Here is a 24,817-nt window from a genome sequence, read left to right as displayed (position 1 = left end):
CCGATTGACGCGAACAATACTCTCTTACTATCCGGCCGTTATTCTTGTCAGTTTTTGTCGGTAATTCGATATATTCCGAAAACCGCTCATATATTTTTACGCATCTTTTCTATAGACAACTTGGCCATCTATTACGGTCATTTCTGCTTGTACTTCTTTTATTTCTTCTGCCTCAATTTCAAAAATATTGCGGTCTAATATTGTAAAATCTGCTTCATATCCTTTTGTAATTTGCCCTCGCTTCGCTTCTTTTCCGATTGCATAGGCACTTCCTGTTGTAAATAAAGAAACAGCCTCATATACCGTTAATCTTTCCTCAGGCATATAGCATATACCGTCAATAAAACTTCTACGTGTAACAGCGCTATATATGCCTAGAAACGGATTTACTTGTTCAATGGGAGCATCTGAGCCACCGTTGCAGTGTAATCCTGCCTCCAGTAACGTCTTCCAAGCGTACGCATAACGAAGACGGTGCTCGCCTAGTTTTTCAATGACTGACGGAAAATCTGATGAAAGAAAGACTGGCTGTATATCGATAATGGCTTGCAAGTTTTTCATTCTTTCTATCAACTCTTCACGAGCAAGCTGACAATGAATAATGCGGTCACGCACCCCTTCTGCTGGTGGATATAATTCGAGTGCATCAATGACATATTCAAGCGATAAGTCACCGATAGTATGAATCGCAACTGGCATATGTAGATCTCGTGCTTTCTTTACTAATTCCGCAAGTTCTTCACGTGAGAAAATCGCAACTCCATTTGTTTCCTTCGCATCTTCATATGGTTCACTTAATAATGCTGTTCTTCCGCCAAAAGAACCGTCAGAGAAAATTTTCATTGCTCCAAATTCAATACAATGTTCATTTTCATATTCTTTTCGTTCATGTGCTACTTCATGGTGAACGAGCAAATGGGCTTTAAATGGCATTTCTTTTATAACGTGAGAAAACGCATTATATGTTTTTCTAAAACCACCATAATAATTTAAATCTTCCGTATGCCCGCCAACAAGTCCGTATTTCCAGCAATCTTTAATCGCTGTTTGCAGAGCTCTTTGTAAATAAGCTTCATCAATTTCTGGCTGAACATGTTTAATTAATTCTTGCCCTTGTTCATATAAAAGCCCTGTTAACTTATTTGATGAATCCCTACCAATTTTCCCGCCTTTTGGATCTTCTGTCGCTGCTGTTATATTCGCTTCTTGCAGTATGTATGCATTCACCCATGTAACGTGACGACAAACTCGCTTTAATAAAATGGGATGTTCTTTCGAAATTTCATCTAAATCACGCGCGTGAACATCTTTTGTATCTGTAAAGTTATTTTCATTCCATCCTTCTCCAATAATCCAAGAGCCCTTTGGAGCTTCTTCCACTCGCTTCTGAACAAGAGTAAGCACTTCGCCATAAGATGTGCAATTTGATAAATCTAAACGAAGCAATCTCTCCCCATGCCCAATAAGGTGCATGTGGCTATCAACGAGACCTGGAATCATCGTTTTGCCTTTTAAATCGTGCAATGTAACCGCGGCATATTGGTTTTCTAACTCTTCTTTACTTCCAACATCAACGATCGTACCGTTTTCAATGTAAACAGCGTCCACTTTTTCATTTTCTTCTCTCACTGTGTAAATGGTGCCGCCATACCAAATTTCTCCCATATATCCCATCTCCTTTATTTTTTATTGTATAAAAAAAAGCACCATTTCAAAACATGGTGCTTTTCTAAAAATTACTTTTGTTCAGTAGTAGATGTTGTAACTTGCCATTCAATATTAAATTTATCTTTTACTTGTCCGTATGCTGGGCTCCAGAATGTTTCTTGAAGTGGCATGATAACTTCTCCACCTTCTTGTAACTTATTGAATACTTCTTTTGCTTTTTCTGCATTACTAATTTGAATTGCGATTGTTACTTGAGATCCGATTGCATGCCCTTGACCTGGGAATGTATCAGAAATCATAAGATCCGTATTACCAACTTTTAAAGTAGCGTGTAAAACGCGCTCTTTCGCTTCAGCTGGAATCGGGTATTCTGGATTTTCAGGCATGTCACCAAAAGTTTGCATAACTTCTACTTTTGCATCTAAAGCCTCTTTATAAAACTGTACAGCTTCTTGCCCACTACCATCTAAAACTAAGTACGGATTAATACCTAAAATCATACGGACACCTCTTTTTTAAGTTTATAAAATCGAACTTGTGTTCGTTTTTATATTATCATTGTTTTGCATTTCATTCAACTATTTACTTCACTGTTTTCAAAATTATTTTGACGGAATCTCCATCTCTTGTTTTCTAAGTTCAATACGGCGAATTTTTCCAGAAATCGTTTTTGGTAGTTCATCTACAAATTCAATTTTGCGAGGGTATTTATATGGTGCAGTGAGTTCTTTGACGTGTTGTTGGAGTGTTGGAATTAATGTTTCTTCGTTCTTTTCTATATTCTCTCTTAATACGATAAATGCCTTCACGACACTTCCACGAATTTCATCAGGACTTGCGACAACTGCACATTCTCTTACGTACGGATGTTTTACAAGAGCATCCTCTACTTCAAACGGCCCGATTGTATAACCAGAACTAATAATGATATCATCACCGCGCCCTTCAAACCAGAAGTAGCCGTCTTCATCTTTCTTCGCTTTATCCCCTGTAATATAATAATCACCGCGGAATTGCATCGCTGTACGTTCATCGTCTTTGTAATATTGTTTAAAGAGGGCTGGCGTTTCAATGTGAACTGCAATATCACCAACCTCGCCTACTTTAACTGGAGTACCTTCCTCATTTACGATATCGACGTGGTTACCTGGCGTTGGTTTCCCCATTGATCCTGGTCTAATATCCATCCCTTTCATTACACCAACAAGTAATGTATTTTCCGTTTGCCCATAGCCGTCTCTTACTGTAATATGAAAGTGCTTTTGGAATGTTTCAATGACTTCTCTATTTAACGGTTCTCCTGCGGATACAGCGCTATGTAATGCCTCTAAATTGTACTGACTTAAATCTTCTACCTTTGCCATTAATCTATACTCAGTCGGTGTACAACAAAGCACATTCACCTTATTATCGTCTAATAAATTCAGGTACGTTTTCGGTTCAAACTTACCGTGATATACAAACCCTGTTGCCCCTGATCCTAAAGTTGCTAAAAACGGGCTCCAAATCCACTTTTGCCAGCCTGGACTAGCTGTTGCCCATACAATATCATTCTCTTCAATTCCGAGCCAATTTGGAGCGCTCGTACGTAAATGAGCGTATGCCCACGCATGTGTATGAACGACACCTTTTGGATTTCCTGTCGTTCCTGACGTGTAAGATAAAAAGACCATATCTTCTTTATCTGTCTTCGCCATTTCTAACATGTCACTCTCTGTTTCTAACGCTGTTTTTAAATTAACCCATCCATCTACTGACTGCTCGCTCAGGACAAATTTTCGAAGAGATTCCATCGCTTCTATATCATCAAACTGCCTAATATACGGCTCATAGCTTACTATCGCTTTTACTTCTCCATGTCCAATTCGATATTCTATATCTTTTTTACGTAACATTTCCGAGCTTGGAATTACGACAAATCCTGCTTTAATAGCAGCAATATACGTCATGTACGCTTCAATTAAACGCGGCATCATAATGAGAAGCTTGTCCCCTTTTTGCAAACCACTTTTTATAAAAGCGTTTCCAATTTTATTCGCACCTTGCATTAATTCAGCGTATGTAACTTCCCTTCGATTCCCTTTATCATCTTGCCAAATTAAAGCTAACTTCCCTTTATCACCTGTATATTTCTCTATTTCAGAAACTAAATTATAAGACGGTGGCGCCAACAATTCTTCTCGCTTCATAAAATATCCTCCCTTTTCTTTATGCCTCCTTTATATAATAAAGAATTTTCAGTTAATTTTGAACCCTCTTCTTTTGACAAATTTTTCAGTTCTGTCGAATTAGTAAACGAAATTACATCGACTTACCGACAAATAGCGACACAACACAAAAAAGAAAGAGCGGGAGAACCCGCTCTTTCTAAGCCATCATATGGGATTATTTTTGGTAACCGCCTAATTGTTGCTCAGCTAGTGAAACTAGACGTTTAGTGATTTCACCACCAACAGAACCGTTAGCGCGAGCTGTTGCATCAGCTCCAAGTTGAACACCAAACTCTTGAGCGATTTCGTATTTCATTTGGTCTAATGCTGATTCAGCACCAGGAACCGCTAATTTATTTGTGCTACGTGACATGTTATATCACCTCCTTGTGAGTATAGAGTGTGATAAATAACATGACTTCATACACGTTTTAGATATGGTAATTTATGGTTTTAGAAAAGTTCTTCAAATTTTTCTTCTTCCGCCACTACTTCTACCGTTTGTAACACCATTGTTTCTTTGTTCGCTACAGCTTCATCGATTAATGGTGTGAAATCGTATTTCGCTTCAAAACGATTTGCTTTTTCACGTTTCGGCTTCGTCGCTGGGCTTGCTGGTGTGAATACAGTACAGCAATCTTCATATGGACGAATTGAAATATCATACGTGCCGATTTCTTCAGCGATTTTAATAATCTCTAATTTATCCATCGTAATAAGCGGACGAATAACTGGGTAGTTTGTTACTTCGTTAATCGTATGCATACTATCTAACGTTTGGCTTGCTACTTGTCCAAGACTTTCACCAGTCGTAATTGCAAGTGCGTTACGCTCCTCAGCAATACGTTCTGTAATACGCATCATCATACGGCGCATAACCGTCATTGAATAGCTAGATGGGATTTCTTTATTAATCGTTTTTTGCACTTCTGTAAACGGAACAAGGTGAAGCGTTACTCGTTTACAATACTTCGTTAACTCTTGCGCTAAATCGATTACTTTTTGTTTTGCACGCTCACTTGTGAAAGGTGGACTATGGAAGTGAACTGCTTCCACAGATACGCCGCGTTTCATCGTTAAGTAAGCTGCTACTGGGCTATCAATACCACCAGAAAGAAGTACCATTACTTTTCCGCCAACGCCAACTGGTAAACCGCCAGCTCCCATACGCTCATCGCACATGATATAGCTATAGCCACTGCGGATCTCTACACGTACATTTACATCTGGATTATGAACATCTACTGTAATATCTTCTGTATTTTCTAGAATGTGTCCGCCAATCTCAGGTAATAATTCCATCGTTCTCATTGGGAAATGCTTATAAGAACGGTGTACAGTAATTTTAAATGTTTTCACATCACCTTTTACTTGTAAGAAAGCTGCTAATGCACCTTCTTTAATGTCTTCTAATTCTGATGGTACTTTCATCGCTAAGTTAAATTTATGAATACCGAATACATCCTTCAATCTTTCAGAGACTGCTTCATGATCTTCACCATTTAACTGGATGTACATACGATCATGTGTTGCATCGATTTTAATATTTGGGAATTTTTTCAGTTTGAACTTCACGTTATCTTTTAATGTGCTTACAAACTTAGAACGGTTCTTACCTTTTGTCGTCATTTCTCCGTAACGCACTAAAATATATTCATATTTCAACATAATTTCTTTACCTCATCACTTCATATAATTTTGGCATCGTCTCTTTTACAATACCTTCAAATTGTTTTACTTCTTCCATTGTGTTTTCTGGTGCCAAACTAATACGAATAGCGCTTGCAGCTGCTGCATGCGGTACTCCCATTGACACTAACACTCTGCTCACTTCATTTGCTTTTGAAGAACAAGCAGATTTCGTTGACACATATACACCGTGTTCTTCTAAAGCATGAACGACTACTTCTGGTTTTAAACCAACAAATGATACATTTAAAATGTGCGGTGCTGCATATGCAAGCGACGTGTTAATCGTTACATCTTCCATCTCTTTAAAGAAACGAACAAGCTCTGCTTGTAAACTTTGCAAATGAGCTACCTTTTCTTTCACTTGTTCCATTGTCATGCGAAGTGCTTTCACCATCGCTACAATGCCAGGTAAATTCTCTGTACCAGAGCGATACTTAAGCTCTTGTTGACCACCTGATAAAATCGGATCTAATCTTACGCCATCGCGTACATAAAGAAGACCCGTTCCTTTTACACTGTGGAATTTATGTCCAGATATTGAGCAAAGATCAATATGAGAAGCATATAAATCAAGCGGTACTTTCCCTATCCCTTGTACATGATCTACATGGAATCTTATTTTCGGATGATTCGATAATAACGTTCCAATTTCAGCAACGGGCTGAATTGCTCCAGTTTCGTTGTTCACATGAATAATTGACACAAGAATCGTATCTTCACAAAGTGCTCGTTTCACATCTTCTACCGACACAACACCATGCTCGTTAACCGGTAAATATGTTACATCAAACCCGAGTTCTTCTAATTGCTTATATGCCTCAAACACAGACGCGTGTTCAATATTTGTTGTAATGATATGTTTGCCGCGCGAACGATTCCTCATCGCTATCCCTTTAATCGCAAGGTTATTCCCTTCTGTTCCACCTGATGTGAAAATAATTTCAGAAGGTTTAACACGAAGAAGCTGCGCTGCAATCGTTCTTGATTGTGTTAATAGACGCTCTGCCTCTCCTCCAAGCGAATGAATAGAAGAAGGATTACCAAAATATTTCCCAGCAACCGTCACATACGATTGAAGAGCTTCTGGATATGGCTTCGTCGTCGCACTATTATCAAAATAGATCATCGTTCTTCCCCTTTCAGCGCTATCACATCGTATAATCATATCATAAATACGTGTCATTACGCTAAGACTACGCAAAGGTTCCGTTTTATCTCGATTGGTGAAGGCTAATAATTGTCGAGGATGCCCTCCTATTACAGTTTCACTTTATCCCGCATGAACGGGCAATAAGACTCTCACCTCAAAATCCAGTTAGAGCAAAGAAGTTAGGTAGGAGTCGGGCTGTCCGTAAATGCCCGATTGGTGAAGGCTAGTAATCAATGGGGATGAATCCTCCTACTGATTACAGTTTCACTTTATTTTGAAACGAATAACCTTGCTGTATTCCGCTATTCATTATAGCAACATCGTCTGCAAAATTACACAAAAAAACAAACCCTTTTATGAAAGGGTTTGTTCATTGTCTACATATTCAGCTATTTTTTGAACAACGCCAGGTTCAAGTTGCTCTAATACTGAAGCCGCTTGTTCTAAAGCTGCATCATATTGATATTCACGGAATAATTTCTCAGCATAATTTAAACTTTCTGCTAGGTTTTCATCATGACTACGGTAACGGTTACCGTACTGAATTAATTTTTCCACTAAATATGCTTGTCCAATTAACTCTTCTGTCATTTCAGCCACACCGTTCACAGTTGTGTATGCTTCTTCTAAACTGCTATTTACAGCGTTCATATTTAACGGCTTCACTTCTAATTGTTCATATACAGCTTGCATTGCCATTTGCCCTCTTTTTAAATCTTCCATAATACTCTCTGGAAGACCTGGCAAATTCGACTTTTGCATAAAGCGTTTCGTTTCGAAAATAGTATTTCGCATTTCTTGTAACTTCTCACGTGCTTCAAATTCTTCTTTGCGCATCGCTTGCAGCATTTCTTTATATTCTGCATGAAGTACTTTTAACGTTTCACATTGCTCATAAACCTCTTCTAGTTCCTCACGAATAATAGAGAAGGCAATATCTTGTTCTGCAACGCGTAATTGTAGCATTTCAAAACGTTTCGTTAAAATGTGCATTTGCTTTTCAATTACTTTTTGAGACTCAATGTCTTTATCTTGTAACTGATAGCTTTGTTTTACAAGTTGTGTTTCTGTTTTCGTTTCAATCGTTTCGATACGCATTTCTTCTAAGTCATCGTAAACAGAAAGTGTTTTTTGCTCCACATAATGTCTCGCATGTACTTCTTGTTCCAATTGATCGTAGAAGCCATCTAAACGTGTTTTTAAATTTTCTACTTTTTCAGCCGCTTCTGTTATATGAAGCTCCTGTATATCCATTAAACATGTTTGTAGTTGTTTCGTCATATCGCGAACTTCTTTAGGGACTTCCAAATAATCTAATACATAACCTTGTCTTACCATATCATTATGTCCGTGTAATAAATCTTCCAGCTGAACTGGTAACGTCGCTTGACACTCTACCAATAAATCTGGAATTTGGTGAATAATGATTTCTAAATCTGCTAAACCTTCTTCCAAACTAATAACAATTTCTCTCGCTTTTAAATAGTCGCCATTGTTTGTTGCTTCTTCAAAGGTTTTAAATTTCTCAGATTCAGCGTCTAGCATCTCTTCGATTTTCTGCTCTGCTGCTCCATACATATGTCTATGAGCAAGAACACTCTTTTTCATACTACGATATGTATCACGTAACCCTTCAATTTCCGAGCTATTTTTCTCATGGCTTTCTAACAATTGCTGTAATTCATTTAAAATGTCAGTAATACGATTATCAGCGTCATCTAAACCACTTATGGATTCGTTCATCGCATGCTTTGCTTTTCGGAAGGAGAATTGCGAGGCGAATTTTCGCGCTTGCGCTAAATCTTTGTCAGCTTTCGGAAGGGTTGTTGATACAATTTCATCCCATTCTTCACGCCATTTACCAAACAGTTCTTCTGTTTGACCCGTCATGTTTAAATCTTTTACCCGTTTTAGTTCATCTGCCACAGGTTTATCTTTTATCTCTTGTTTCCACTGCTCCAGTGCTTCAATATCTTTATATGAACGATTTCTTATCACAAGCTCTATCATGAGCAGCACTAGAATAGAGCTTACTACAATGATAACGATCGTCAGGATAGAATCCATGCAAAAAAGCCTCCTAGTTATATCTCTTTTTTTGTCCGTTCCGTTTATGAAATGGAAGGCATTATGTATAAAAAGGGAATTCCCCTATATTTAACAACTAACAATGTACTAATCATACCATGTAATGGTTTGTTTTTGACCTAGTTTTTTTTAAAATTTCATGTTTCTTTCAATGTGATTGTAATCTTTCTCAATATTCCGCCTACCTCACTACCTATCCTCAAATGATTGTAATAACAAACAATCTTTCGTATGGGATACGAAATAAATTTTCCGCATGAGTGGTGGTTCAACAAAAATTACATGTACATTTCCTTGCCTTACAGACTGCTCCACTGCCCTTTCTGGAAGTAACGTGATACCAAGGCCAGCTTTTACCATTGCAAGCATCGGTTCTGCGTAAGATGTTTCCACAGCTATAGTTGGTTTTACACCTATTTCATGAAACATGTTCATAATCATTTTCCTTACATCACATATTTCTGGATATACAATTAATTTTTCATTGTGTAGCTCTTCTATTTGAATGACTATCTTCTCTTTGTACGGATGATTATTTGAAACGGCACAAACAATTTTCTCTTGTTGCACTTCTTTTATATACGTAGCACCTTCTACTACTGAATCGATGAACATCGCGTCAATCTCCCGCGCTTTAAATAAATCTCTTAATACTTCCGTATGCCCGATTTGCCATTCCACTTCGAACTCACCACCTAATATATCTTTACATTCTGATATGTAATGCTCCGCTAAACTCGGTAGTATACCAATTGAAAACTTCCGGTTCTCTTGATACCCCCTCATTTCTGTTTTCACTTCATTTATTTGCTCCAAAATCGGTAACATTCTTTTTATAAATAACTCTCCTGCCTCCGTTAACTCTACTCCTTGCGCAGAACGCTTAAGTAACGTAACCTCTAAATCCGCTTCTAACTTTTGAATTTGTTTACTAAGCGCTGGTTGCGATATATGTAAAATCTTACTTGCCTTTGATAAACTTCGCGTATGCTTCACTTCAATAAACGATCGTACTGCCTCCAAATCCATCGTACACACCTCTAACAAAAAGTTATAACCGTTATAAGAAATCGATATTTCCTCCTATAAACAATTACTCTTTATACTTATTTCATCAACTTACTATAACGAAATGTAAAGGGGAAAGATACTCTTGAACAAAAAACAAATGCTACTCGGATCCTTTCTATGCTTACTCGCTGTCACTGCCTGGGGATTTATGTTTCCTGTAATGGCAAATGCTCTGCAATTTATCGATCCATTCTTCTTCACAACGATTCGCTATGGATCAGCAGCTATTATTTTTCTTATTTTGCTATTAATTACTGAAGGAAAGACTTCACTCCGCTTAGAAAAAAGAACACTTTCTCTATTCTTTTACGGGACAGTCGGTTTCGCGGGGTATGGTTTTCTCGTTTTCTACGGACAACAACTTGCCGGACCTTCCGGAGCAATCCATGCAGCTATGATTCAATCCCTTATGCCACTGATTGCCTTATCACTGCAATGGATAACGAAAAATCGCCGCCCACAAAACTATACATTCCTTTGTATGTTTGTTGCATTACTTGGTGTTATGCTTGTCATTTCAAAAGGAAATATTCACTTATTATTTGGAGCTGCAAGCCACTTATCAACAAACATATTGATGCTATGCGGCGTTACTTGCTGGGTCATTTATACAAACGGGGGTGCTCGTTTTCAATCTTGGTCACCACTTAGGTACACGACATTAACTTGTTTATTTGGCTCCATTTCACTCATCGTTATTGTTACTTTCTTAACGTACACAAATATAGTTACTATGCCGTCACTGCGTACAGTTGTGAGCGTTCGTTTTGAGCTCTTTTATATGTCGATTATCGCAGGCGTTATCGCTGTATTTTGCTGGAATATGGGAAATCGCTATATTTCATCTATTAACGGCATATTATTTATGAATTTAGTTCCTATCCTTGCACTGATCGGTTCTATCTTTCGAGGTTATACAGTCGATAAAATTGAAATCGCTGGAGCTGCATTAACAATTATAGCGCTATTATGTAACAATTTATGGCAAAGAAAAGTAAACATAAAAATCCCCACCTCAGTTCGTTAGGTGGGGATTCTTCACATATGAACAGCTCTTGGCCATTCATGGTACATATTCGCCTTACATAATGCTTGTTCCATCCATTGCTCAATCTCTTTCGTGTACATTTCTATGAAAAATGTCTCAGACGGGAAAGAATGCAGTACTTCTGATATATATTGTGGATATAAAAACGGCATATTTATCATACCTTTTAATTGCGTCATAAACATTGTAAATGATACTTTCTGAAATTCTTTTTTCATTTGTCCTTGTCTAATCATTTGTTCTATATAATATCTTTCTTTAGAAAAATAAACGGTCATCACTTCACGAATTAATGTCGTATCAAGCGAAAGCTCTCGGTAGAAGAAACGTGTTAGTTCTCTATTTTCAAATTGATATCGTAAAATCCCGCGCACCATTTGCACCATCACATCTTTAGCCGACAAATACTCTCTCTGTTCAAACGACATTTCAATCACATGAATATATCCTTCTAAAAAATCAGTAATAAGCTGTTCTAATAAACCTTGCTTCCCAGCAAAATAATATGAAATATTCGCTACATTCACATCCGCTCGCTTTGCAATGTCTCGCACCGATGTTCCATCATACCCTTTCGTATTAAACAACGATATTGCCGCATCAATTACTTTTTGTTTCGTCTGCTTCATGCGCTCACTTCCCCTCACTGAACAGCTATAGTTTAAATTTCTTGACTTTTAAGACAAATTCCTTTAATTTTCTATCGACAAAGTCATGTGAAATACATCGTATTTTGCTAATATTTTACACATCTCGATAAAAAAGGAGCTGTTTCCATGTTTACTAAAGAAAGTTATGCAGGATCTCGCGTGCAGCAATATGAGACAGTAATTAAACAACTGGATGCGTTATTAACTGGCGAATCAAACGTAGTCGCAAACTTATCAAATGCGTCCGCATTATTAAACCAATTTTTAGATCGCGTTAATTGGGTTGGCTTTTACGTAACAGAAGGAAATCAGCTTGTCCTTGGACCGTTCCAAGGAATGCCTGCTTGCGTACGCATTCCATTTGGACGAGGCGTTTGCGGCGTAGCAGCTGAAACGAAAACAACACAGCTTGTAGCAGACGTTCACCAATTCCCAGGTCACATCGCTTGCGATAGTGCTTCTAATTCAGAAATCGTTGTACCGATTGTGAAAGAAGGAGCTGTCATTGGTGTACTTGACATTGATAGTCCTGAAAAGAATCGTTTTGATGAAGTAGATCAGCGCTATTTAGAAAAGTTTGTGGAAACACTCCTAAAACATATGTAAAAAGAAAAGAGCGAGTTATCGATTTAGTACGCCCTGTACAAAACCGATAGCTCACTCTTTTTTCATTGATTTACAGTAGATATTTTCTTTAATGCCTGCTCTAAATCAGAAACGATATCCTCCCACGATTCTAAACCGACTGATAAGCGTATTAAATTATCGAAAATGCCCATTTCTTTTCTTAGTTCAGCTGGAATCGCAGCGTGCGTCATCGTTGCTGGATGCTGAATTAACGTTTCTGTATCTCCTAAACTCACCGCAATTGTAATAAAGTGAAGATCATTAATAAACGCTTGCGTCTCTTCTTTTCCGCCTTTTACTGAAAAAGAAATAACACCGCCCCCGCGTTTCATTTGACGAGATGCTAACTCCCCTTCTGGATACCAAACACCTTCTACCGCATCATGTTTTCTTAGGAACGATACAATTTTTTCTGCATTATCACAATGACGATCCATTCTTACTGCTAACGTCTTTAACCCGCGTAATAATAACCACGCATCAAACGGTGCCATAATACCGCCGATATCCTTTCGCATCGGGCGAATCTTTTCAGCTAATGCTTTCGTTTTACAAATTGTTACGCCTGCTACAACGTCACCGTGACCACCAATATATTTTGTCGCACTATGCACAACAGCGTCACAGCCAAGCTCAAGCGGTCTTTGTAAATAAGGTGAACAAAATGTATTATCAACAATAACAAGTAAGCCATTTCGCTTTGCAACCCGAATCACTTGTTTTAAATCAATTAATTTCATTGTCGGATTAATCGGTGTTTCAACGAAAATAAGCTTTGTATTTGGGCGAATTTTATTTTCAATATCAACCTCTGTCTCCATATCACAAAACGAATGCGTAATCATAAATTTTTCTTCTAACACTTCTAAAAAACCGTACGTGCATCCGTATAATCCATTTGAACAAATAATATGATCTCCAGCCTTTAAAAAACCGATTAAAGTCGCTGAAATAGCTGCCATACCAGATCCGAAGGCAAGTGCCTCTTCTCCTCCTTCTAACACCGCCATACGTTCTTCAAATAATTTCACAGTTGGATTTCCAAGCCGTGAGTAAATATAAGATGGATCCACTCCCGCAAAACTCGCCTCTCCTTGCTGCGCAGTCTCAAATGTAAATGTAGAAGTTTGAAATAAAGGTGGTGTTAAACTTCCTTTATTTTCCTCAGGTGTATAACCGTGATGAATTAACGCTGTCTCCATATGCTTCTTTTTCATAAAAACATCCCCCTTATGTTTTTATTGCCGCATATCCATCCTTAAAAATTTGATGAACGTTTTACTTCATTTTATGTAAGCGTTTTATTTGTGTTTCTATGTCTTCTTCTATATTGTTTTAAATTCCTCCTTATATTAATTTCCAAAATTTATATGCATAAAACTAAAACGTACTCGCTTGACGAAACTCTGGGTAAAAGATATAATAGCGTTTGTGTAAAATAAAAAGGCAGCCTTGTAATGTGAGTTTATCGTTTGTATTTTGTTCCTCTACGGAGGTGTATCTCGTAACTCCCTGCTGCTGGAGCGAAGGTACATGAAAACAAAATGCCCGTAAATATCGATTACGTCTGTTTTTATTTTACGTAAATAAAAACATTTTTAAAGGAGGAGTCAACTATGGCTCGTTATACAGGTCCAGCTTGGAAACTGTCTCGTCGTCTTGGAATCTCTCTAAGCGGCACAGGAAAAGAATTAGAAAAACGCCCTTACGCACCAGGTCCTCACGGTCCTAACCAACGTAAGAAACTTTCAGAATACGGTTTACAATTACAAGAGAAACAAAAACTTCGTCACATGTACGGCATGACTGAGCGTCAATTCCGTCGCACATTTGACCAAGCAGGTAAAATGCCTGGTAAGCACGGCGAAAACTTCATGATCCTTCTTGAAGCTCGTCTTGACAACTTAGTTTACCGTATGGGCTTAGCTCGCACTCGTCGTGCAGCTCGCCAATTAGTAAACCACGGTCACATCATGGTTGATGGCGCTCGCGTAGATATCCCATCTTACCGTGTAAAACCTGGTCAAACTATCAGCGTTCGCGAAAAATCTAACAGCCTTGTTGTTGTTAAAGAAGCGATCGAAGTTAACAACTTCGTACCAGAATACTTAACTTTCGATGCTGACAAATTAGAAGCTACTTACACTCGTCACGCTGAGCGTGCTGAGTTACCAGCTGAAATCAACGAAGCATTAATCGTAGAGTTCTACTCTCGTTAATTCAATCGCTTAGTAGATAACAGTATTAAAAACCCTAGAAACGTTATTATAACGTCATTTCTAGGGTTTTTTTCTATTCTTATGCTTTGTAAAATAACTTAAATAAAATTAATTTGTTGGGGGAGGTTTTTGGGGGGACTTTTGAAATAAAAAAAGCGTGAGCAAATGCTAATTTCCCCACACACTCTTACAATTTCAGATATAATGATCTTTATTCTTATAAAAGTAAAAGGAGTTACTTATTTTGAAAGAAACATTCACCAAGATCCCTCTTCATGTACAAGACTTTCAAGAATTAAAAAGGTTATTAGACGAATTAGTACAAGATGAAATAATGTTCATAGAGGGTCTTTCTAAGTATTCTCTAGATATTTCTTCTAAAAAATCTAAAGTCACCATTAACCTTAGAAGTGAATTTTTCCCCGATCCATACTTGGCGATTACTGCTATAAACATTACCCCAAGTAATCAAGGTAAGGGCAGTATTGCTCTTGAATGGTTTAAAACATTCGCTAAAGAAAAAGGCTTTGAACGATTAATATTACAAGAAGTTATAACTGAAGAAGGTTACCACTTTGCATTAAAAAATGGCTTTTCAAAAAAACATAGTCCATACGAGGAACTATTTGGAAGACTAAACAGTTTTGACGGGGATTATGAACTACATTTATAAAGAATAAAAAAAGTGAACGAATATTTTTCATACTCGTTCACTTTTTTTATCGTCTCAGTTCGAGTTATTCCCTTTTAGGTATTCTACGATTACTTTTTTAAAGTCATGCAGACAATAGAAGACTTGTCTATTGATCTCTTCTAAATCATCCTTTGTTAAATATTCGTTTTCGTGTGCTTGTTCAAATGTCTCAAGTTTAAATAAAGTATTCTCTCTAAAATCATCTAAAGCCTTGTTTAATTGTTTTTCTAAGTTTTCAGTTTTCATATTCCATACCTCCTAATTAAGTGCATAAGCGTAAATTGTTAAATCTTGTTTATACCCTTCAAAATCATCAATACGAGTTATTCCGTACTCTTTACCTTTAAACATAATGCTCATGCTTGGGTGTAAATCATTTCTCCATCCAATTCTAAAAATAGCCTCGACCTTGTAATTTGTTACGGCTGCACCTAAAAACTCATTAGCTGATGCTTGTCGATAATAAGCCCAAATATTTTCACCGCCTTCTAACGGCCCTTTTATTTCTTCCACTTGTCCTAATTCATCTTTCACAGTTGTGAATGTCATGATTGTTATTTTTTTATCCTTTTTTTGAGTTGTAGCCAAATTATATCTCTCCATTTCCCTATAGAGCTCTTAAAAATTCATCATGATGCTCAAATAAGCCAACATAAGCGTCTAACATGCTTGCCGTTCCATCTATTCGCATCTTAGCAGCTTGATTTTTCACCGGTACAATATTACCATTACGATCAGTTTCAACACCTGTATTAGTTAAACACCACTTGAGAATAGGTGAATTATTATAATTAATCTTTTTTGCTTGCAAATCGGCTCCCATCTGCTGCATAGGAAGACTTAAAGTTTTAGCTCCTTGAATACATCTAACCATTTTAAAACCATGTTGCTCCATTTCTTCCACCCAATATTTAGCTGAATAACTGTCATAATAAATCCATAGAGGTGTTATGCCGTAATTATTGAGCATTTCCACAAACCATGCTGTTATATCTCCATAATTTATGCTATTTCCGTTGCAAAGACGTAATAGCCCTTGTTCTAACCATTTATCATATGGAATCTTATCCGTTTGAACTCTTTTTTCAAAGCTATCACGTGGCAGCCAATACATTTGATGAATGAAACGTTTTTGAGTTTCTTTATCCACAAATAAAAGGGTTGCACAAGATAAATCTGTTGTAACACTTAAATCTGCTCCACCAATAGCATAGCAATTTCTAAACTGTTCTATATCGAATGTTTCCTCATTGTTTATGTCATCAAATGTAAGCCATGCGCTCTTGATTGTATCTCTAACATTAAAATCTTTTGTGAGTAAGCCGCTTAGATCGCTAGGGTTATTCTTTGCCTTTTCCACTTTTCTTTCTAAATCATCTAGTTTCTTAATTGATCCTAAAGATGGGTTTGCCTTTTGCCATGCTGCAGGGTTTGTCCATTCTTCTTTTGAATCTAATTCGTAAAGAATCGGTAAAAAGCTATCATCTTCAAATTTTCCATCTACCACATTGCAGGCATAAGAATACATATCATCAAATATATTCTCTCGAACTGTCCCAGCCGTTGTAATCATAACTAGCATAGGTTGTTGACGTGCTGATTGACTTTGCTTCATAACTTCATATAAATTTCGGTCTAAAATTGAATGTAATTCATCAATAATAACCATGCTACTATTAAGCCCATCTAATGTATTACTGTTTTTCGCCAATGGCATAAGTTTGGACATAGTAAGCGGAAAATACAGATCACTTTTTCGTTTCTTAATATGCTTTGATAAATTAGGACTTTGTTGAATCATACTATGTGTTTCATCAAACAATATACGAGCTTGATCTCGCTTACTAGCTATACTGTAAACTTCCGCTCCACCTTCTCCATCTGCAATAAGCATATAAGCCGCTAACCCTGCTAACATCGTTGTTTTTCCGTTTTTTCGTGATACATAGAATAAACTTTCACGATAACGCCTCAAACCTGTTTCCCTATCCACAAATCCGAACAAAGCAGCTATATACGCTTTTTGAAATAGTTCTAACTCAATCGGCTTGCCAGCCCATTCTCCCTTACTGTGTTTGCAAAAACGTTCTATAAATTCAATAGGTTTGTTTGCCTTGTCTTCATCAAAGACATATTTATCTGGGTTTGCTATATCCTCAACTAATCGTTTATATTGCCTATAAACTCGCTTAGATACCATTACTTCTCCTGCTTCAATTGCATTCCAATACTCTAATATACAATTCACATTATCACCTCTTAATAAAATCAATTAGTTCATCTTCTTTTTGTATTACATTTGTTGGTGGTAATAGGTCTACTAATTGCTTATATAAAAGGCTGTAGCGTTGTACAGTTGTGTTATAGGCTTTTAATGCTGGATGTTCTCTTAAAAATTCTTGCCTACCCTGTTTAAACATTGCTGTTGGTCCTTCTTCTTCTACTTGAGCTTTTAGCGTATCTAAAGTATTTTGTATAAAAACAAGCTCATTATATAAACTTTGGGCTACCGGTAAACGATCTTTAGGGATCTGCTTTAATATTGTTTTAAGTTTTTTCATATCACTAGAAATTGCTGTAATTCTCTTAGAAGTACTCATATAATCACCTTCATTGTTCAAAATTTTTTTGTTGTTTTTATCCCTCCCTTAATACAAAAAGTCATAGAGGGGAAAAGAAAGCCTCCCCCTCGGTCCTCAAGCCATGCTTTTTTCTCAATTTGATGGGGGGTGTTTTATTTTTGAATCAAATTTCCTTTGCTATCGAATGTTAATCCGTTGGCACATATATCACCGCTATGATGTTCTTGGTTATGGCATGTTTGACATAGAGCCTCTAAATTATCCCAATTTAATGTTATGTTCGGATTATTAATGTTTTGTGGCGTAATATATTGTTTGTGATGACATATAACTGCTATATCACTGCATCTTTCACATAAATAGTTCTTACTTTGCATAAATCCATCCTTACATTTACGCCATGCTACACCGTTGTAAAAAGCTTTTGCATAAATCTTAGCCATTGTTTATAGTCCTACCTAATACAGTTAATGAAGTTAATAGATTATCAATCATTCTCTTCAATCGCTCACTATCCTGCCCTTGTGGGTCATACCATAACTGTAAAATAAACTTGGTTACTGTCTGTGCTAATGGATGTACTGTTGCATCCTCCCATGTCCTACCTGTTGTTACCTCAAGATATGAGGGAATAGATTCTAATAAGGAAATAAGAATAGGATCATTGTCTGCACCATCTACCCTTACTGCATCCCTTGCTTCCTGTATATCTATTAACAATGTAATCACTCCTTTTAAATAAGGGATACCAGCGTCATAACTGATACCCCTTCATGGTTTTTTATGCTGTTGCTTCAGATAATTTAATAAACGCTTCGCCTACTAATGGCTTTGTATCTGCAATCGCCATAGCTCGGTAATCAATCAGCCCACTCTTAAAGCTGCTTTCTCTTGATACTTCAATCATGATTCCCTGCGGCATGTTATATCCCATATAATTTAAGTTACCTAGAATAATAGTGCCATCTGTTAGGTTGTCATCAATAACTACCTCTTTACCTAACACATATCCAATACTTTCATTCTTAGGGTCTGCAATAAAGATCGGTCTACCATTTCCATCTACCAAGCTATAAACATGGTTATAAAGTGTAGCGTTACTCATAGCAAATTTTGCGCCTGCTGCATATCCACGTTTTAACATTGCTAGCATTTTTGTAAAGTCTGTGTATTTTGGTGCGCCTGCTTTGGCAAACGTAAAGCTGTTAGTTGCGTTCCATGTAATTCCCTTAAGTAGTCCAGTTCCTTGCCCTGCTCCTGTACCATTTACTAATGCATCTGCAATAGCTTCCATTACACAATTAGTAAGTTCATCAATCATATAAGCTTCAAATGCTTGTACTGTCATTTTCTTAGCTGCTGCACTGATTGAGAACACTTTAATGATTTCATATCCTGCAAAACTAACGGCTGCTGTGGAAAGTTTTTCACTTTCTACTGGAGCACCTTCCACATGCCATTGAGCCTTATTCGTTGGCGTTCCAATTGGTACACTAATATTAGTTGGGATATTAAAGTTTCGAACGTGTGAGATCAAACCACCCATTGTACGTGCCTTGCTGATAACCTCATTTAACGTAGTTGTAGGCAATACAGCTGCACTATTAGTTGTAGTATTAAATGCATCTGCTCGGTGTTCCGCCTCTTGAATTTCCATAGCTCGGTTAAAGGTTCTTGTTTCAATATCTGTAAGTTTTTGTCCTAGCATTGTTTTATAAAATGCATTTCGGTACTCTGTACTTTCAAAAATGTTCTCTGTTGGTACCTGTTGCCCTTGGTTAAAGTTCATTCCAGTAATCGGATTAAATTGGCTACGTTGTGCCGTTCCATTTGCTGGTGGTGTTTGATTTTGGTTTTGTGCTTGTGTTTGTTTTTCCTTACTGTTATTCATCGCTTGTTGCAACCCTTCAATCTCAATATTGATAGATGTAATATCTGCAGTTGGATCTGTATCCACTGTTCCTTTAATTTGTGCTGCTCTTGATTCCATTTCTGCTAAAGAATGATTACGATAATAGTTAAACGCCTCTGCTACTGTAGTGAATTTCATATTCTTACACTCTCCTCATTAATAATTGATTAATTTTTATTTTTAATGCTTGTCTTTCTGCTGATTTCAACATATTCCATGAGCTTTCAATCGCTGCCCTTGCCTCCACACTCGTTTGAGGATATGCAGGAAATGGACAAATACTAAACTCATAGACTTTTTCAATTTTGGTTATTGTCCTTGTGTTTGTCTTTGCATCAAATCGGCTGCCGCCTTCTGGTACTTTGAAAGCAAAGGACATTCCCGATAGGTCTTGGCGCCTTACTGCCGTATAAACGCTTTTTCCCTCTTCGGTTTCTGGTAACTCCGCCCTCATTGTTAATCCTGCCGAATCTAACGCAAAGGACATTGTTTTAGGTGTTCTTGCTAAAGGAATTTTGCTCATATCGTGGTTATACAATAAGCGAATATCCGATAAATCAGCTTTTTCTAATGCGCCTCTTTGAATAATCTCGATATATTCCCCAAATGGTGCTTTTATAGTGGTAGGTTGATCGTACACAATCGGTCTACCGTTTAGAATAAGGCTGCTGTCACCTACCGGATCGGCTGCTCTTAGTTCCGCTATTCGTAACTCCTTCATTTTCTGTTACCTCCTTGTCTCCATAGATTTCTTTTTCTAACTGACTGATAATCTGTTCAAGGTTGCTCATTTTGTCCCTCCTTCCTCAAGCTGGTACTGATCAGCTTTATCGGCATTGACCACATTCAAGGTTTGAAGTCGCTTGTCTCCATCCTCTACTGGTGGTAAATTCAAAATTTCTAATGCCTGATTTATTGTGAATAAGCCTAACGGCATTAATTCCTTAATGATGTTCGTTTTCGTTTCATTACTAGCAAATTGCAACCTATTCGCCTCAAAAATGATAGAGTTTCCGAAAGACTGCTCACGCTCTGTGAAAAGCTTGTCCGTCAATTCTAAAGAGAATTGAATCGCTAAAGGCTCTAAAACACTTTCATAAAATGCCGCCCACTCTTCCTCTGAATAAGTGCTATTCACAATAGTTTCACTAATACCCAAATACTCATAAATTTTCTTTTTTACCGCCTCGAGCTGCTTATCATCAATAGTCATCGGCTTTGTTTCTAGTGGAATATAATCATATTTATTATCAATCGCTGCTATTCCACCGTTATTACCAATAGATAAGTAATCGTTGGTGAAAGCTTCTTTTTCCTCTTTAAGCTTCTCTGGTGATAAAACTTGATTGTATTTCAAGATACCTCTAATAGTTGCATTCGATTTTATAGAATTTCCCAATCCTTCATTTTGCGTATGTGCTAAATCTAAAGTTGGTAAAATTGCTGTATTGGTATCACCTAATAGATCATTAGAATTAAAGAAACGTCTTACTATAAATACCTCTGCAAAATGCAATGTGACTTGTTGGCTATTAGCAAATAAGAAACGGCAATACATTTCACCTGTTGGATCAGTTAGGTATTCCACACTTTGTGGCGATAATGGATAAATAGCAACTAAATTACCTTTGTCGTCCTTCTCTAAAAAAGCAAAGGCATTATTGTAAAGATAGTAATGAGTAACCAACTTATAAATAAGGTCATAAGCCGTCATATAAGGGTTTGGTCTTACTTGTAAAATCCGATTTAAATTATAGTCACCCTTTTTACGATGGTCTGATGATGTCATTACATGAGTTCCCTTTAGTTTTGCGGCATTTCTTGCTATGCTATCAACTGCTGATCTGTAAATATCACTTTCATAAGCATTACCACTAAAAGGTGTGAATATTGCAGCTCCACCACTCATTACATCTGCTCTTTCTGTTCTTTGCGGTGTCTTTTTACGGTTAAAGATTTTATTGAAAAAACTCGCCATTTACTCACCACCTTTCATCTGGCCATCTTTTCTTTCTACCTGTTTCTATTTCGTATTCTTGTATAAGCTCCCTAAGGTCTAAACGATCTACCATTACCTTTTCATCATCACGATGAATTTCTAATTGTTCCTTCAATCGTTCTAATATTTCATTCATAGGGGTTTCCCATCCTAACAACCTCTTTACCCGATAGCTTCATCTTCTTAAGGACATAGCCTGTACGAATATAAGGACTATCCTCCTCAAAACAATGTGCATCCCTGTGTCCTTCACCTGTTCCGTGATGATGAAACTTTCTACAGTATTGACACCATGTACTAAGATTTCCTTTTTCATCACGTTCAATCGCTAATACGATTGGAGCTTTTTTAGTTGCCATTGACTTACCTCCATTTTTTTAGTAATACGTGCTTATTACTTTTTGTTAATACCTTGGAATGCTTACGGCTCTAAGCTTCATTTCCTTTTCTATAAAAAAATCAGTAGTACGAGTAATAATAAGTTTTTGGACGTATTACCTTATTCCCCCTTACTCCCACAAGGGATTTGACTTATCGGTAATAAAAGTAATACATTTTTGAAATCAAAATACTTACATATAAAACTGAACTTTTCTTTTTTTAAATACATGTATATATCAAAATCCTTATTACTTTTATTACTCTTATTACTTTCACTGATTCCCTCCTTGTTTTATAAGGGTTTTGAACAGTAATAAGAAATTTTAAATAAGCTAATTCCCTATTACCCTTATTACTACTAATCTGAAAAATCCATATTAGATTCATAAAAGTCAAAACCTAGTTCTCCTACAAGTTCCATATTTAACGGTATACCATTAAATTTCTTACCCTTATGGCTTACAAGTTTGTAATCAACTACTTTACTTCCTTTTTCAACTGGAATTGTCATACCTCTCTTTAACCATTCACGTCTTACTTGCTTTTCTTCAACACCTAAGAAATCGGTAGTATAAGCTGGAGTCAAAAACAACTGCCTTTGTTTATCTTTATAAATCGCTTTAATAATTTTAGGCATATAATCATAAAATATGTTTTGTCTACTACTATCCAAATCCGTAAGTATCTCTTCTAAAAATTGAAGTGGCTTATCAATGGATTTATTTTCTTCTGCTATATCATCAAATAATGAGGAAATGGCTTTTAGATCAATATCAAAGTCCATTTTGTTTTTCAATACACTGCCTGTAAAATGAACTGCTGCATAATATCCAGCTAATCGGGTTAATACTTCATTACCTTTTGCTTTATCTACATAGTGTTTTCTAAACTTGTGATACTCTGGAGTAAGCTCCTTCTTATATTTCAACCAAACTTTTAAGAACTCTATTCCTATCGCTCCATAATTGTTTTCCATCGCTTCATAAAGTCCCATAATATTGCTATGATCTTTCTTTAATGGCTCGTCAATTAATGGAATAATCCTTGCAGCTGCTCCACCTTGATTTTTAGCGTACTCATTTAGAGAAACTTCACCTGTACTTAGTAAAATATTGTGCCAAGTAAACTCCCGCTGACTACCTTTTAAACTTCCTCTTCCCTTTGAACGTCCTCCACTGAAAGAATAAATAACATCTTTTAAAATACGTTCATCGGCTTTTCGTGTATCGTCTAGTAATAATGGAAAACTGTTTAAATATGCTGATTTTCTCTCGATAGATACTTTTGTGGCATTCCATTCACTCATTAAACTCCCATTACCCCAAACACTTGCGGCTACTTTTAATGTAGTAGTCTTCCCCTGTGAAGTGGTTCCGCTTAAATCAACAATGAAAGGTTGCAAGCGTAAATCTTTAATAATGACACTCGCAAAACTAGAAAGTACAAAAAATACTGCCTTAGGTTGCTGCTTAATTCGTTCAAATATTTCTTTTTTCCAAGTATCACCTGTCCCTTTTACTTCAAAGGCTTCAAGTAGTTGTTTCTCACCATGATCTATCGCCATAATCTCAATATCTTTAGTAACTAAAGGATGGATAAAAGTATCCTTTATATGTCCTAAACGCTCTACCGCATAATTTTGTTCTATATTATTAATCAATAGATATTGGTCAAAATAAGTAATGATTTTTTTTACGTTATTATCATTCACAGAAAATCCTTTATCACTTAGTTCTAATAATTCTTTTCTAACAGCAATAGTAGAAGCTGGCACAACTTCTCTTACAGTTCTATTGCTTTCCTTCCATTCAATTTCATAAAGTACTTGTGGACGCTCTATGTTATGGAATTCCTTTGTAATATATGGCGTTTTTCGAGATACGAGTTTGGTTATCTCATTTCCATCCTTATCCTCTCTGGTCTCAAAAAGTGTACCTTTATTCCCTACTTTAAAAGGCTTAGGAATAACTTTATCCTCGCTTATACCATCTACATGCATTTCAAATTCCATAATATCGTTAGATACTTTATCTTTTTTTTCACCCACTTTTTTTGAAGCTGATTCAACCTTTTCCTTTATAGAATTGAAAGGAAAGTCATTCTTGTACGGTACAAAATATTCATAAGCTAATTGTAGGCTTTCTAATACGTCTTTTTTACTTACACCGCACGTTAATAACCTTCTTGCCAAATCATAAAAATCTCCATCACGTGAACCACTATTTTCATATGGATACCCCATAGTTGAAGGTGTTTTTTGAGCATTCCAAACTTTATATAAACAATATGGTAACTCGTCTAACCCACCCATACTTTGAGATAGTACATAACGACCTTCAGTATTTTCAGTCGGAAAAACTATGTAACCTTTTTCAGCAGCCCGTGTATCTTGTGTTAAACCTAAACGGTTAACATATTTCTGATATTGACCTTGATTAAGTGTTCTATCCGTTTCTCCCTTAAAAATAAACTGCAATCCATTAGGGGTTTTAATCGCATGATGTTTTATATTTTCACCCTCAAGAAGTTCTTTCAACAACTCTCCTTCTTGTGTGTTATCAATATCTACCAAATAAAAACCCTTTGGTATCCTTACACCTATCCAGCCGCCTTTTTCTATCCAATTGCTTATTTGTTCCTCATTTAAAGAAGAACTGCTTTGCCATGAGCCTATTGGACTTTTAGCTTTCTGATAATCTTTATTTCTATTTGTATATCCTGTAAGTTGTATAACCTTTGCACCAGGTAACATTTCATCAATTCTTGTTATATAGTGCGGCATGGTAACTTTCAAAAATGAGCACCTCCTTTCTCTTAATAATGTTT

At 36.6% G+C, this 24,817-nt stretch carries 26 protein-coding genes; 4 read left to right on the top strand and 22 right to left on the bottom strand.

Annotation, left to right across the window (positions count from 1 at the left end):
• Positions 1-96 precede the first annotated feature (96 nt).
• The 8 genes from ACTFR3_RS18640 to ACTFR3_RS18605 form a co-directional block, all read right to left on the bottom strand.
• Positions 97-1,665 carry an amidohydrolase gene (locus tag ACTFR3_RS18640; RefSeq protein ID WP_440044682.1) on the bottom strand — a complete coding sequence of 523 codons (1,569 nt, stop codon included), beginning with the start codon at positions 1,663-1,665 and terminating at the stop codon, positions 97-99.
• 71 nt (positions 1,666-1,736) lie between these two features.
• Positions 1,737-2,168 carry a VOC family protein gene (locus ACTFR3_RS18635; protein WP_440044681.1) on the bottom strand — a complete coding sequence of 144 codons (432 nt, stop codon included), beginning with the start codon at positions 2,166-2,168 and terminating at the stop codon, positions 1,737-1,739.
• 102 nt (positions 2,169-2,270) lie between these two features.
• Positions 2,271-3,857, bottom strand: a complete 1,587-nt coding sequence (gene mbcS, locus ACTFR3_RS18630) for an acyl-CoA synthetase MbcS (protein ID WP_000817774.1) — start codon at positions 3,855-3,857, stop codon at positions 2,271-2,273.
• Positions 3,858-4,053: 196 nt separating this feature from the next.
• Positions 4,054-4,251 carry an alpha/beta-type small acid-soluble spore protein gene (locus ACTFR3_RS18625; protein ID WP_000091640.1) on the bottom strand — a complete coding sequence of 66 codons (198 nt, stop codon included), beginning with the start codon at positions 4,249-4,251 and terminating at the stop codon, positions 4,054-4,056.
• Between the two features lie 80 nt (positions 4,252-4,331).
• On the bottom strand, positions 4,332-5,546 hold the full coding sequence (gene thiI / locus ACTFR3_RS18620) for a tRNA uracil 4-sulfurtransferase ThiI (protein WP_000922337.1): 1,215 nt from the start codon (positions 5,544-5,546) through the stop codon (positions 4,332-4,334).
• A 7-nt stretch (positions 5,547-5,553) separates the two neighbouring features.
• Positions 5,554-6,696 carry a cysteine desulfurase family protein gene (locus ACTFR3_RS18615; RefSeq protein ID WP_440044679.1) on the bottom strand — a complete coding sequence of 381 codons (1,143 nt, stop codon included), beginning with the start codon at positions 6,694-6,696 and terminating at the stop codon, positions 5,554-5,556.
• A 378-nt stretch (positions 6,697-7,074) separates the two neighbouring features.
• Positions 7,075-8,787: a septation ring formation regulator EzrA gene (gene ezrA, locus ACTFR3_RS18610; protein WP_000377303.1), complete on the bottom strand. Its 1,713-nt coding sequence runs from the start codon at positions 8,785-8,787 to the stop codon at positions 7,075-7,077.
• A 210-nt stretch (positions 8,788-8,997) separates the two neighbouring features.
• Positions 8,998-9,837, bottom strand: a complete 840-nt coding sequence (locus ACTFR3_RS18605) for a LysR family transcriptional regulator (protein WP_440044678.1) — start codon at positions 9,835-9,837, stop codon at positions 8,998-9,000.
• 124 nt (positions 9,838-9,961) lie between these two features.
• Between ACTFR3_RS18605 and ACTFR3_RS18600 the strand changes: the two genes are divergently transcribed.
• Positions 9,962-10,906 (top strand): DMT family transporter, encoded by a 945-nt coding sequence (locus ACTFR3_RS18600; RefSeq protein WP_001036052.1) that lies wholly within the window; start codon positions 9,962-9,964, stop codon positions 10,904-10,906.
• A gap of 11 nt (positions 10,907-10,917) precedes the next feature.
• Here the strand turns inward: ACTFR3_RS18600 and refZ are convergent, their stop codons facing one another.
• Positions 10,918-11,556 carry a forespore capture DNA-binding protein RefZ gene (gene refZ, locus ACTFR3_RS18595; RefSeq protein ID WP_000814918.1) on the bottom strand — a complete coding sequence of 213 codons (639 nt, stop codon included), beginning with the start codon at positions 11,554-11,556 and terminating at the stop codon, positions 10,918-10,920.
• A 147-nt stretch (positions 11,557-11,703) separates the two neighbouring features.
• On the opposite strand from refZ, the gene ACTFR3_RS18590 reads away from it, so the two are divergent.
• Complete coding sequence (locus ACTFR3_RS18590) at positions 11,704-12,183, top strand: GAF domain-containing protein (RefSeq protein ID WP_000494340.1); 480 nt, start codon at positions 11,704-11,706, stop codon at positions 12,181-12,183.
• A 62-nt stretch (positions 12,184-12,245) separates the two neighbouring features.
• On the opposite strand, the gene megL is transcribed toward ACTFR3_RS18590, so the two are convergent.
• Positions 12,246-13,421: a methionine gamma-lyase gene (gene megL, locus ACTFR3_RS18585; protein ID WP_440044677.1), complete on the bottom strand. Its 1,176-nt coding sequence runs from the start codon at positions 13,419-13,421 to the stop codon at positions 12,246-12,248.
• Positions 13,422-13,820: 399 nt separating this feature from the next.
• Here megL and rpsD point away from each other — a divergent pair, with 399 nt between their 5' ends.
• Together rpsD and ACTFR3_RS18575 are read left to right on the top strand one after the other, a co-directional pair.
• A complete protein-coding gene (rpsD, locus tag ACTFR3_RS18580) occupies positions 13,821-14,423 on the top strand; it encodes a 30S ribosomal protein S4 (protein WP_000135315.1) in 603 nt (200 codons plus the stop codon).
• 244 nt (positions 14,424-14,667) lie between these two features.
• Positions 14,668-15,096 (top strand): N-acetyltransferase, encoded by a 429-nt coding sequence (locus tag ACTFR3_RS18575; RefSeq protein WP_440044676.1) that lies wholly within the window; start codon positions 14,668-14,670, stop codon positions 15,094-15,096.
• A 54-nt stretch (positions 15,097-15,150) separates the two neighbouring features.
• Here ACTFR3_RS18575 and ACTFR3_RS18570 read toward each other — a convergent pair whose 3' ends face one another.
• The 12 genes from ACTFR3_RS18570 to ACTFR3_RS18515 form a co-directional block, all read right to left on the bottom strand.
• The gene (locus ACTFR3_RS18570; RefSeq protein ID WP_440044674.1) at positions 15,151-15,363 is read right to left on the bottom strand and encodes a hypothetical protein; all 213 of its coding nucleotides are present in this window, start codon (positions 15,361-15,363) and stop codon (positions 15,151-15,153) included.
• Between the two features lie 12 nt (positions 15,364-15,375).
• Complete coding sequence (locus tag ACTFR3_RS18565) at positions 15,376-15,705, bottom strand: phage head closure protein (RefSeq protein ID WP_440044673.1); 330 nt, start codon at positions 15,703-15,705, stop codon at positions 15,376-15,378.
• Between the two features lie 19 nt (positions 15,706-15,724).
• Positions 15,725-17,365 (bottom strand): terminase large subunit, encoded by a 1,641-nt coding sequence (locus ACTFR3_RS18560; RefSeq protein WP_440044671.1) that lies wholly within the window; start codon positions 17,363-17,365, stop codon positions 15,725-15,727.
• 4 nt (positions 17,366-17,369) lie between these two features.
• Positions 17,370-17,717: a hypothetical protein gene (locus tag ACTFR3_RS18555; protein WP_440044669.1), complete on the bottom strand. Its 348-nt coding sequence runs from the start codon at positions 17,715-17,717 to the stop codon at positions 17,370-17,372.
• A 134-nt stretch (positions 17,718-17,851) separates the two neighbouring features.
• Positions 17,852-18,142 carry an HNH endonuclease gene (locus ACTFR3_RS18550; protein WP_440044668.1) on the bottom strand — a complete coding sequence of 97 codons (291 nt, stop codon included), beginning with the start codon at positions 18,140-18,142 and terminating at the stop codon, positions 17,852-17,854.
• Positions 18,135-18,419, bottom strand: coding sequence for a head-tail connector protein (locus ACTFR3_RS18545; RefSeq protein ID WP_440044667.1), 285 nt, complete (start codon positions 18,417-18,419; stop codon positions 18,135-18,137). The genes ACTFR3_RS18550 and ACTFR3_RS18545 overlap by 8 nt, the downstream gene beginning before the upstream one ends.
• Before the next feature lie 61 nt (positions 18,420-18,480).
• Positions 18,481-19,749, bottom strand: coding sequence for a phage major capsid protein (locus ACTFR3_RS18540; RefSeq protein ID WP_440044665.1), 1,269 nt, complete (start codon positions 19,747-19,749; stop codon positions 18,481-18,483).
• A 4-nt stretch (positions 19,750-19,753) separates the two neighbouring features.
• A complete protein-coding gene (locus ACTFR3_RS18535) occupies positions 19,754-20,332 on the bottom strand; it encodes an HK97 family phage prohead protease (RefSeq protein ID WP_440044664.1) in 579 nt (192 codons plus the stop codon).
• A 66-nt stretch (positions 20,333-20,398) separates the two neighbouring features.
• A complete protein-coding gene (locus ACTFR3_RS18530; RefSeq protein ID WP_440044663.1) occupies positions 20,399-21,589 on the bottom strand; it encodes a phage portal protein in 1,191 nt (396 codons plus the stop codon).
• Between the two features lie 4 nt (positions 21,590-21,593).
• Entirely contained in the window at positions 21,594-21,746 is a 153-nt protein-coding gene (locus ACTFR3_RS18525) for a hypothetical protein (protein ID WP_440044662.1), read from the bottom strand.
• Positions 21,739-21,969, bottom strand: a complete 231-nt coding sequence (locus ACTFR3_RS18520; RefSeq protein ID WP_440044661.1) for a hypothetical protein — start codon at positions 21,967-21,969, stop codon at positions 21,739-21,741. The genes ACTFR3_RS18525 and ACTFR3_RS18520 overlap by 8 nt, the downstream gene beginning before the upstream one ends.
• A gap of 380 nt (positions 21,970-22,349) precedes the next feature.
• Positions 22,350-24,785, bottom strand: a complete 2,436-nt coding sequence (locus ACTFR3_RS18515) for a DUF927 domain-containing protein (protein ID WP_440044660.1) — start codon at positions 24,783-24,785, stop codon at positions 22,350-22,352.
• Between the last annotated feature and the right edge of the window lie 32 nt (positions 24,786-24,817).

It is taken from the genome of Bacillus cereus group sp. MYBK14-1, assembly GCF_051916885.1.
Taxonomy (GTDB): domain Bacteria; phylum Bacillota; class Bacilli; order Bacillales; family Bacillaceae_G; genus Bacillus_A; species Bacillus_A cereus.
Note: the sequence above shows the minus strand (reverse complement) of the source record. Positions and strands in the feature narration are given on the sequence as shown.

Coding starts and splice junctions, on each gene's coding strand:
- ACTFR3_RS18635 (WP_440044681.1), bottom strand. CDS start 2,168: ATGATTTTAGGTATTAATCCGTACTTAGTTTTAGATGGTAGTGGGCAA.
- ACTFR3_RS18555 (WP_440044669.1), bottom strand. CDS start 17,717: ATGAGTACTTCTAAGAGAATTACAGCAATTTCTAGTGATATGAAAAAA.
- ACTFR3_RS18590 (WP_000494340.1), top strand. CDS start 11,704: ATGTTTACTAAAGAAAGTTATGCAGGATCTCGCGTGCAGCAATATGAG.
- ACTFR3_RS18640 (WP_440044682.1), bottom strand. CDS start 1,665: ATGGGAGAAATTTGGTATGGCGGCACCATTTACACAGTGAGAGAAGAA.
- ACTFR3_RS18520 (WP_440044661.1), bottom strand. CDS start 21,969: ATGGCAACTAAAAAAGCTCCAATCGTATTAGCGATTGAACGTGATGAA.
- thiI (WP_000922337.1), bottom strand. CDS start 5,546: ATGTTGAAATATGAATATATTTTAGTGCGTTACGGAGAAATGACGACA.
- ACTFR3_RS18540 (WP_440044665.1), bottom strand. CDS start 19,749: ATGAAATTCACTACAGTAGCAGAGGCGTTTAACTATTATCGTAATCAT.
- ACTFR3_RS18550 (WP_440044668.1), bottom strand. CDS start 18,142: ATGGCTAAGATTTATGCAAAAGCTTTTTACAACGGTGTAGCATGGCGT.
- refZ (WP_000814918.1), bottom strand. CDS start 11,556: ATGAAGCAGACGAAACAAAAAGTAATTGATGCGGCAATATCGTTGTTT.
- mbcS (WP_000817774.1), bottom strand. CDS start 3,857: ATGAAGCGAGAAGAATTGTTGGCGCCACCGTCTTATAATTTAGTTTCT.
- ACTFR3_RS18625 (WP_000091640.1), bottom strand. CDS start 4,251: ATGTCACGTAGCACAAATAAATTAGCGGTTCCTGGTGCTGAATCAGCA.
- ACTFR3_RS18530 (WP_440044663.1), bottom strand. CDS start 21,589: ATGGCGAGTTTTTTCAATAAAATCTTTAACCGTAAAAAGACACCGCAA.
- ACTFR3_RS18605 (WP_440044678.1), bottom strand. CDS start 9,837: ATGGATTTGGAGGCAGTACGATCGTTTATTGAAGTGAAGCATACGCGA.
- ACTFR3_RS18525 (WP_440044662.1), bottom strand. CDS start 21,746: ATGAATGAAATATTAGAACGATTGAAGGAACAATTAGAAATTCATCGT.
- rpsD (WP_000135315.1), top strand. CDS start 13,821: ATGGCTCGTTATACAGGTCCAGCTTGGAAACTGTCTCGTCGTCTTGGA.
- ACTFR3_RS18570 (WP_440044674.1), bottom strand. CDS start 15,363: ATGAAAACTGAAAACTTAGAAAAACAATTAAACAAGGCTTTAGATGAT.
- ezrA (WP_000377303.1), bottom strand. CDS start 8,787: ATGGATTCTATCCTGACGATCGTTATCATTGTAGTAAGCTCTATTCTA.
- ACTFR3_RS18535 (WP_440044664.1), bottom strand. CDS start 20,332: ATGAAGGAGTTACGAATAGCGGAACTAAGAGCAGCCGATCCGGTAGGT.
- megL (WP_440044677.1), bottom strand. CDS start 13,421: ATGAAAAAGAAGCATATGGAGACAGCGTTAATTCATCACGGTTATACA.
- ACTFR3_RS18615 (WP_440044679.1), bottom strand. CDS start 6,696: ATGATCTATTTTGATAATAGTGCGACGACGAAGCCATATCCAGAAGCT.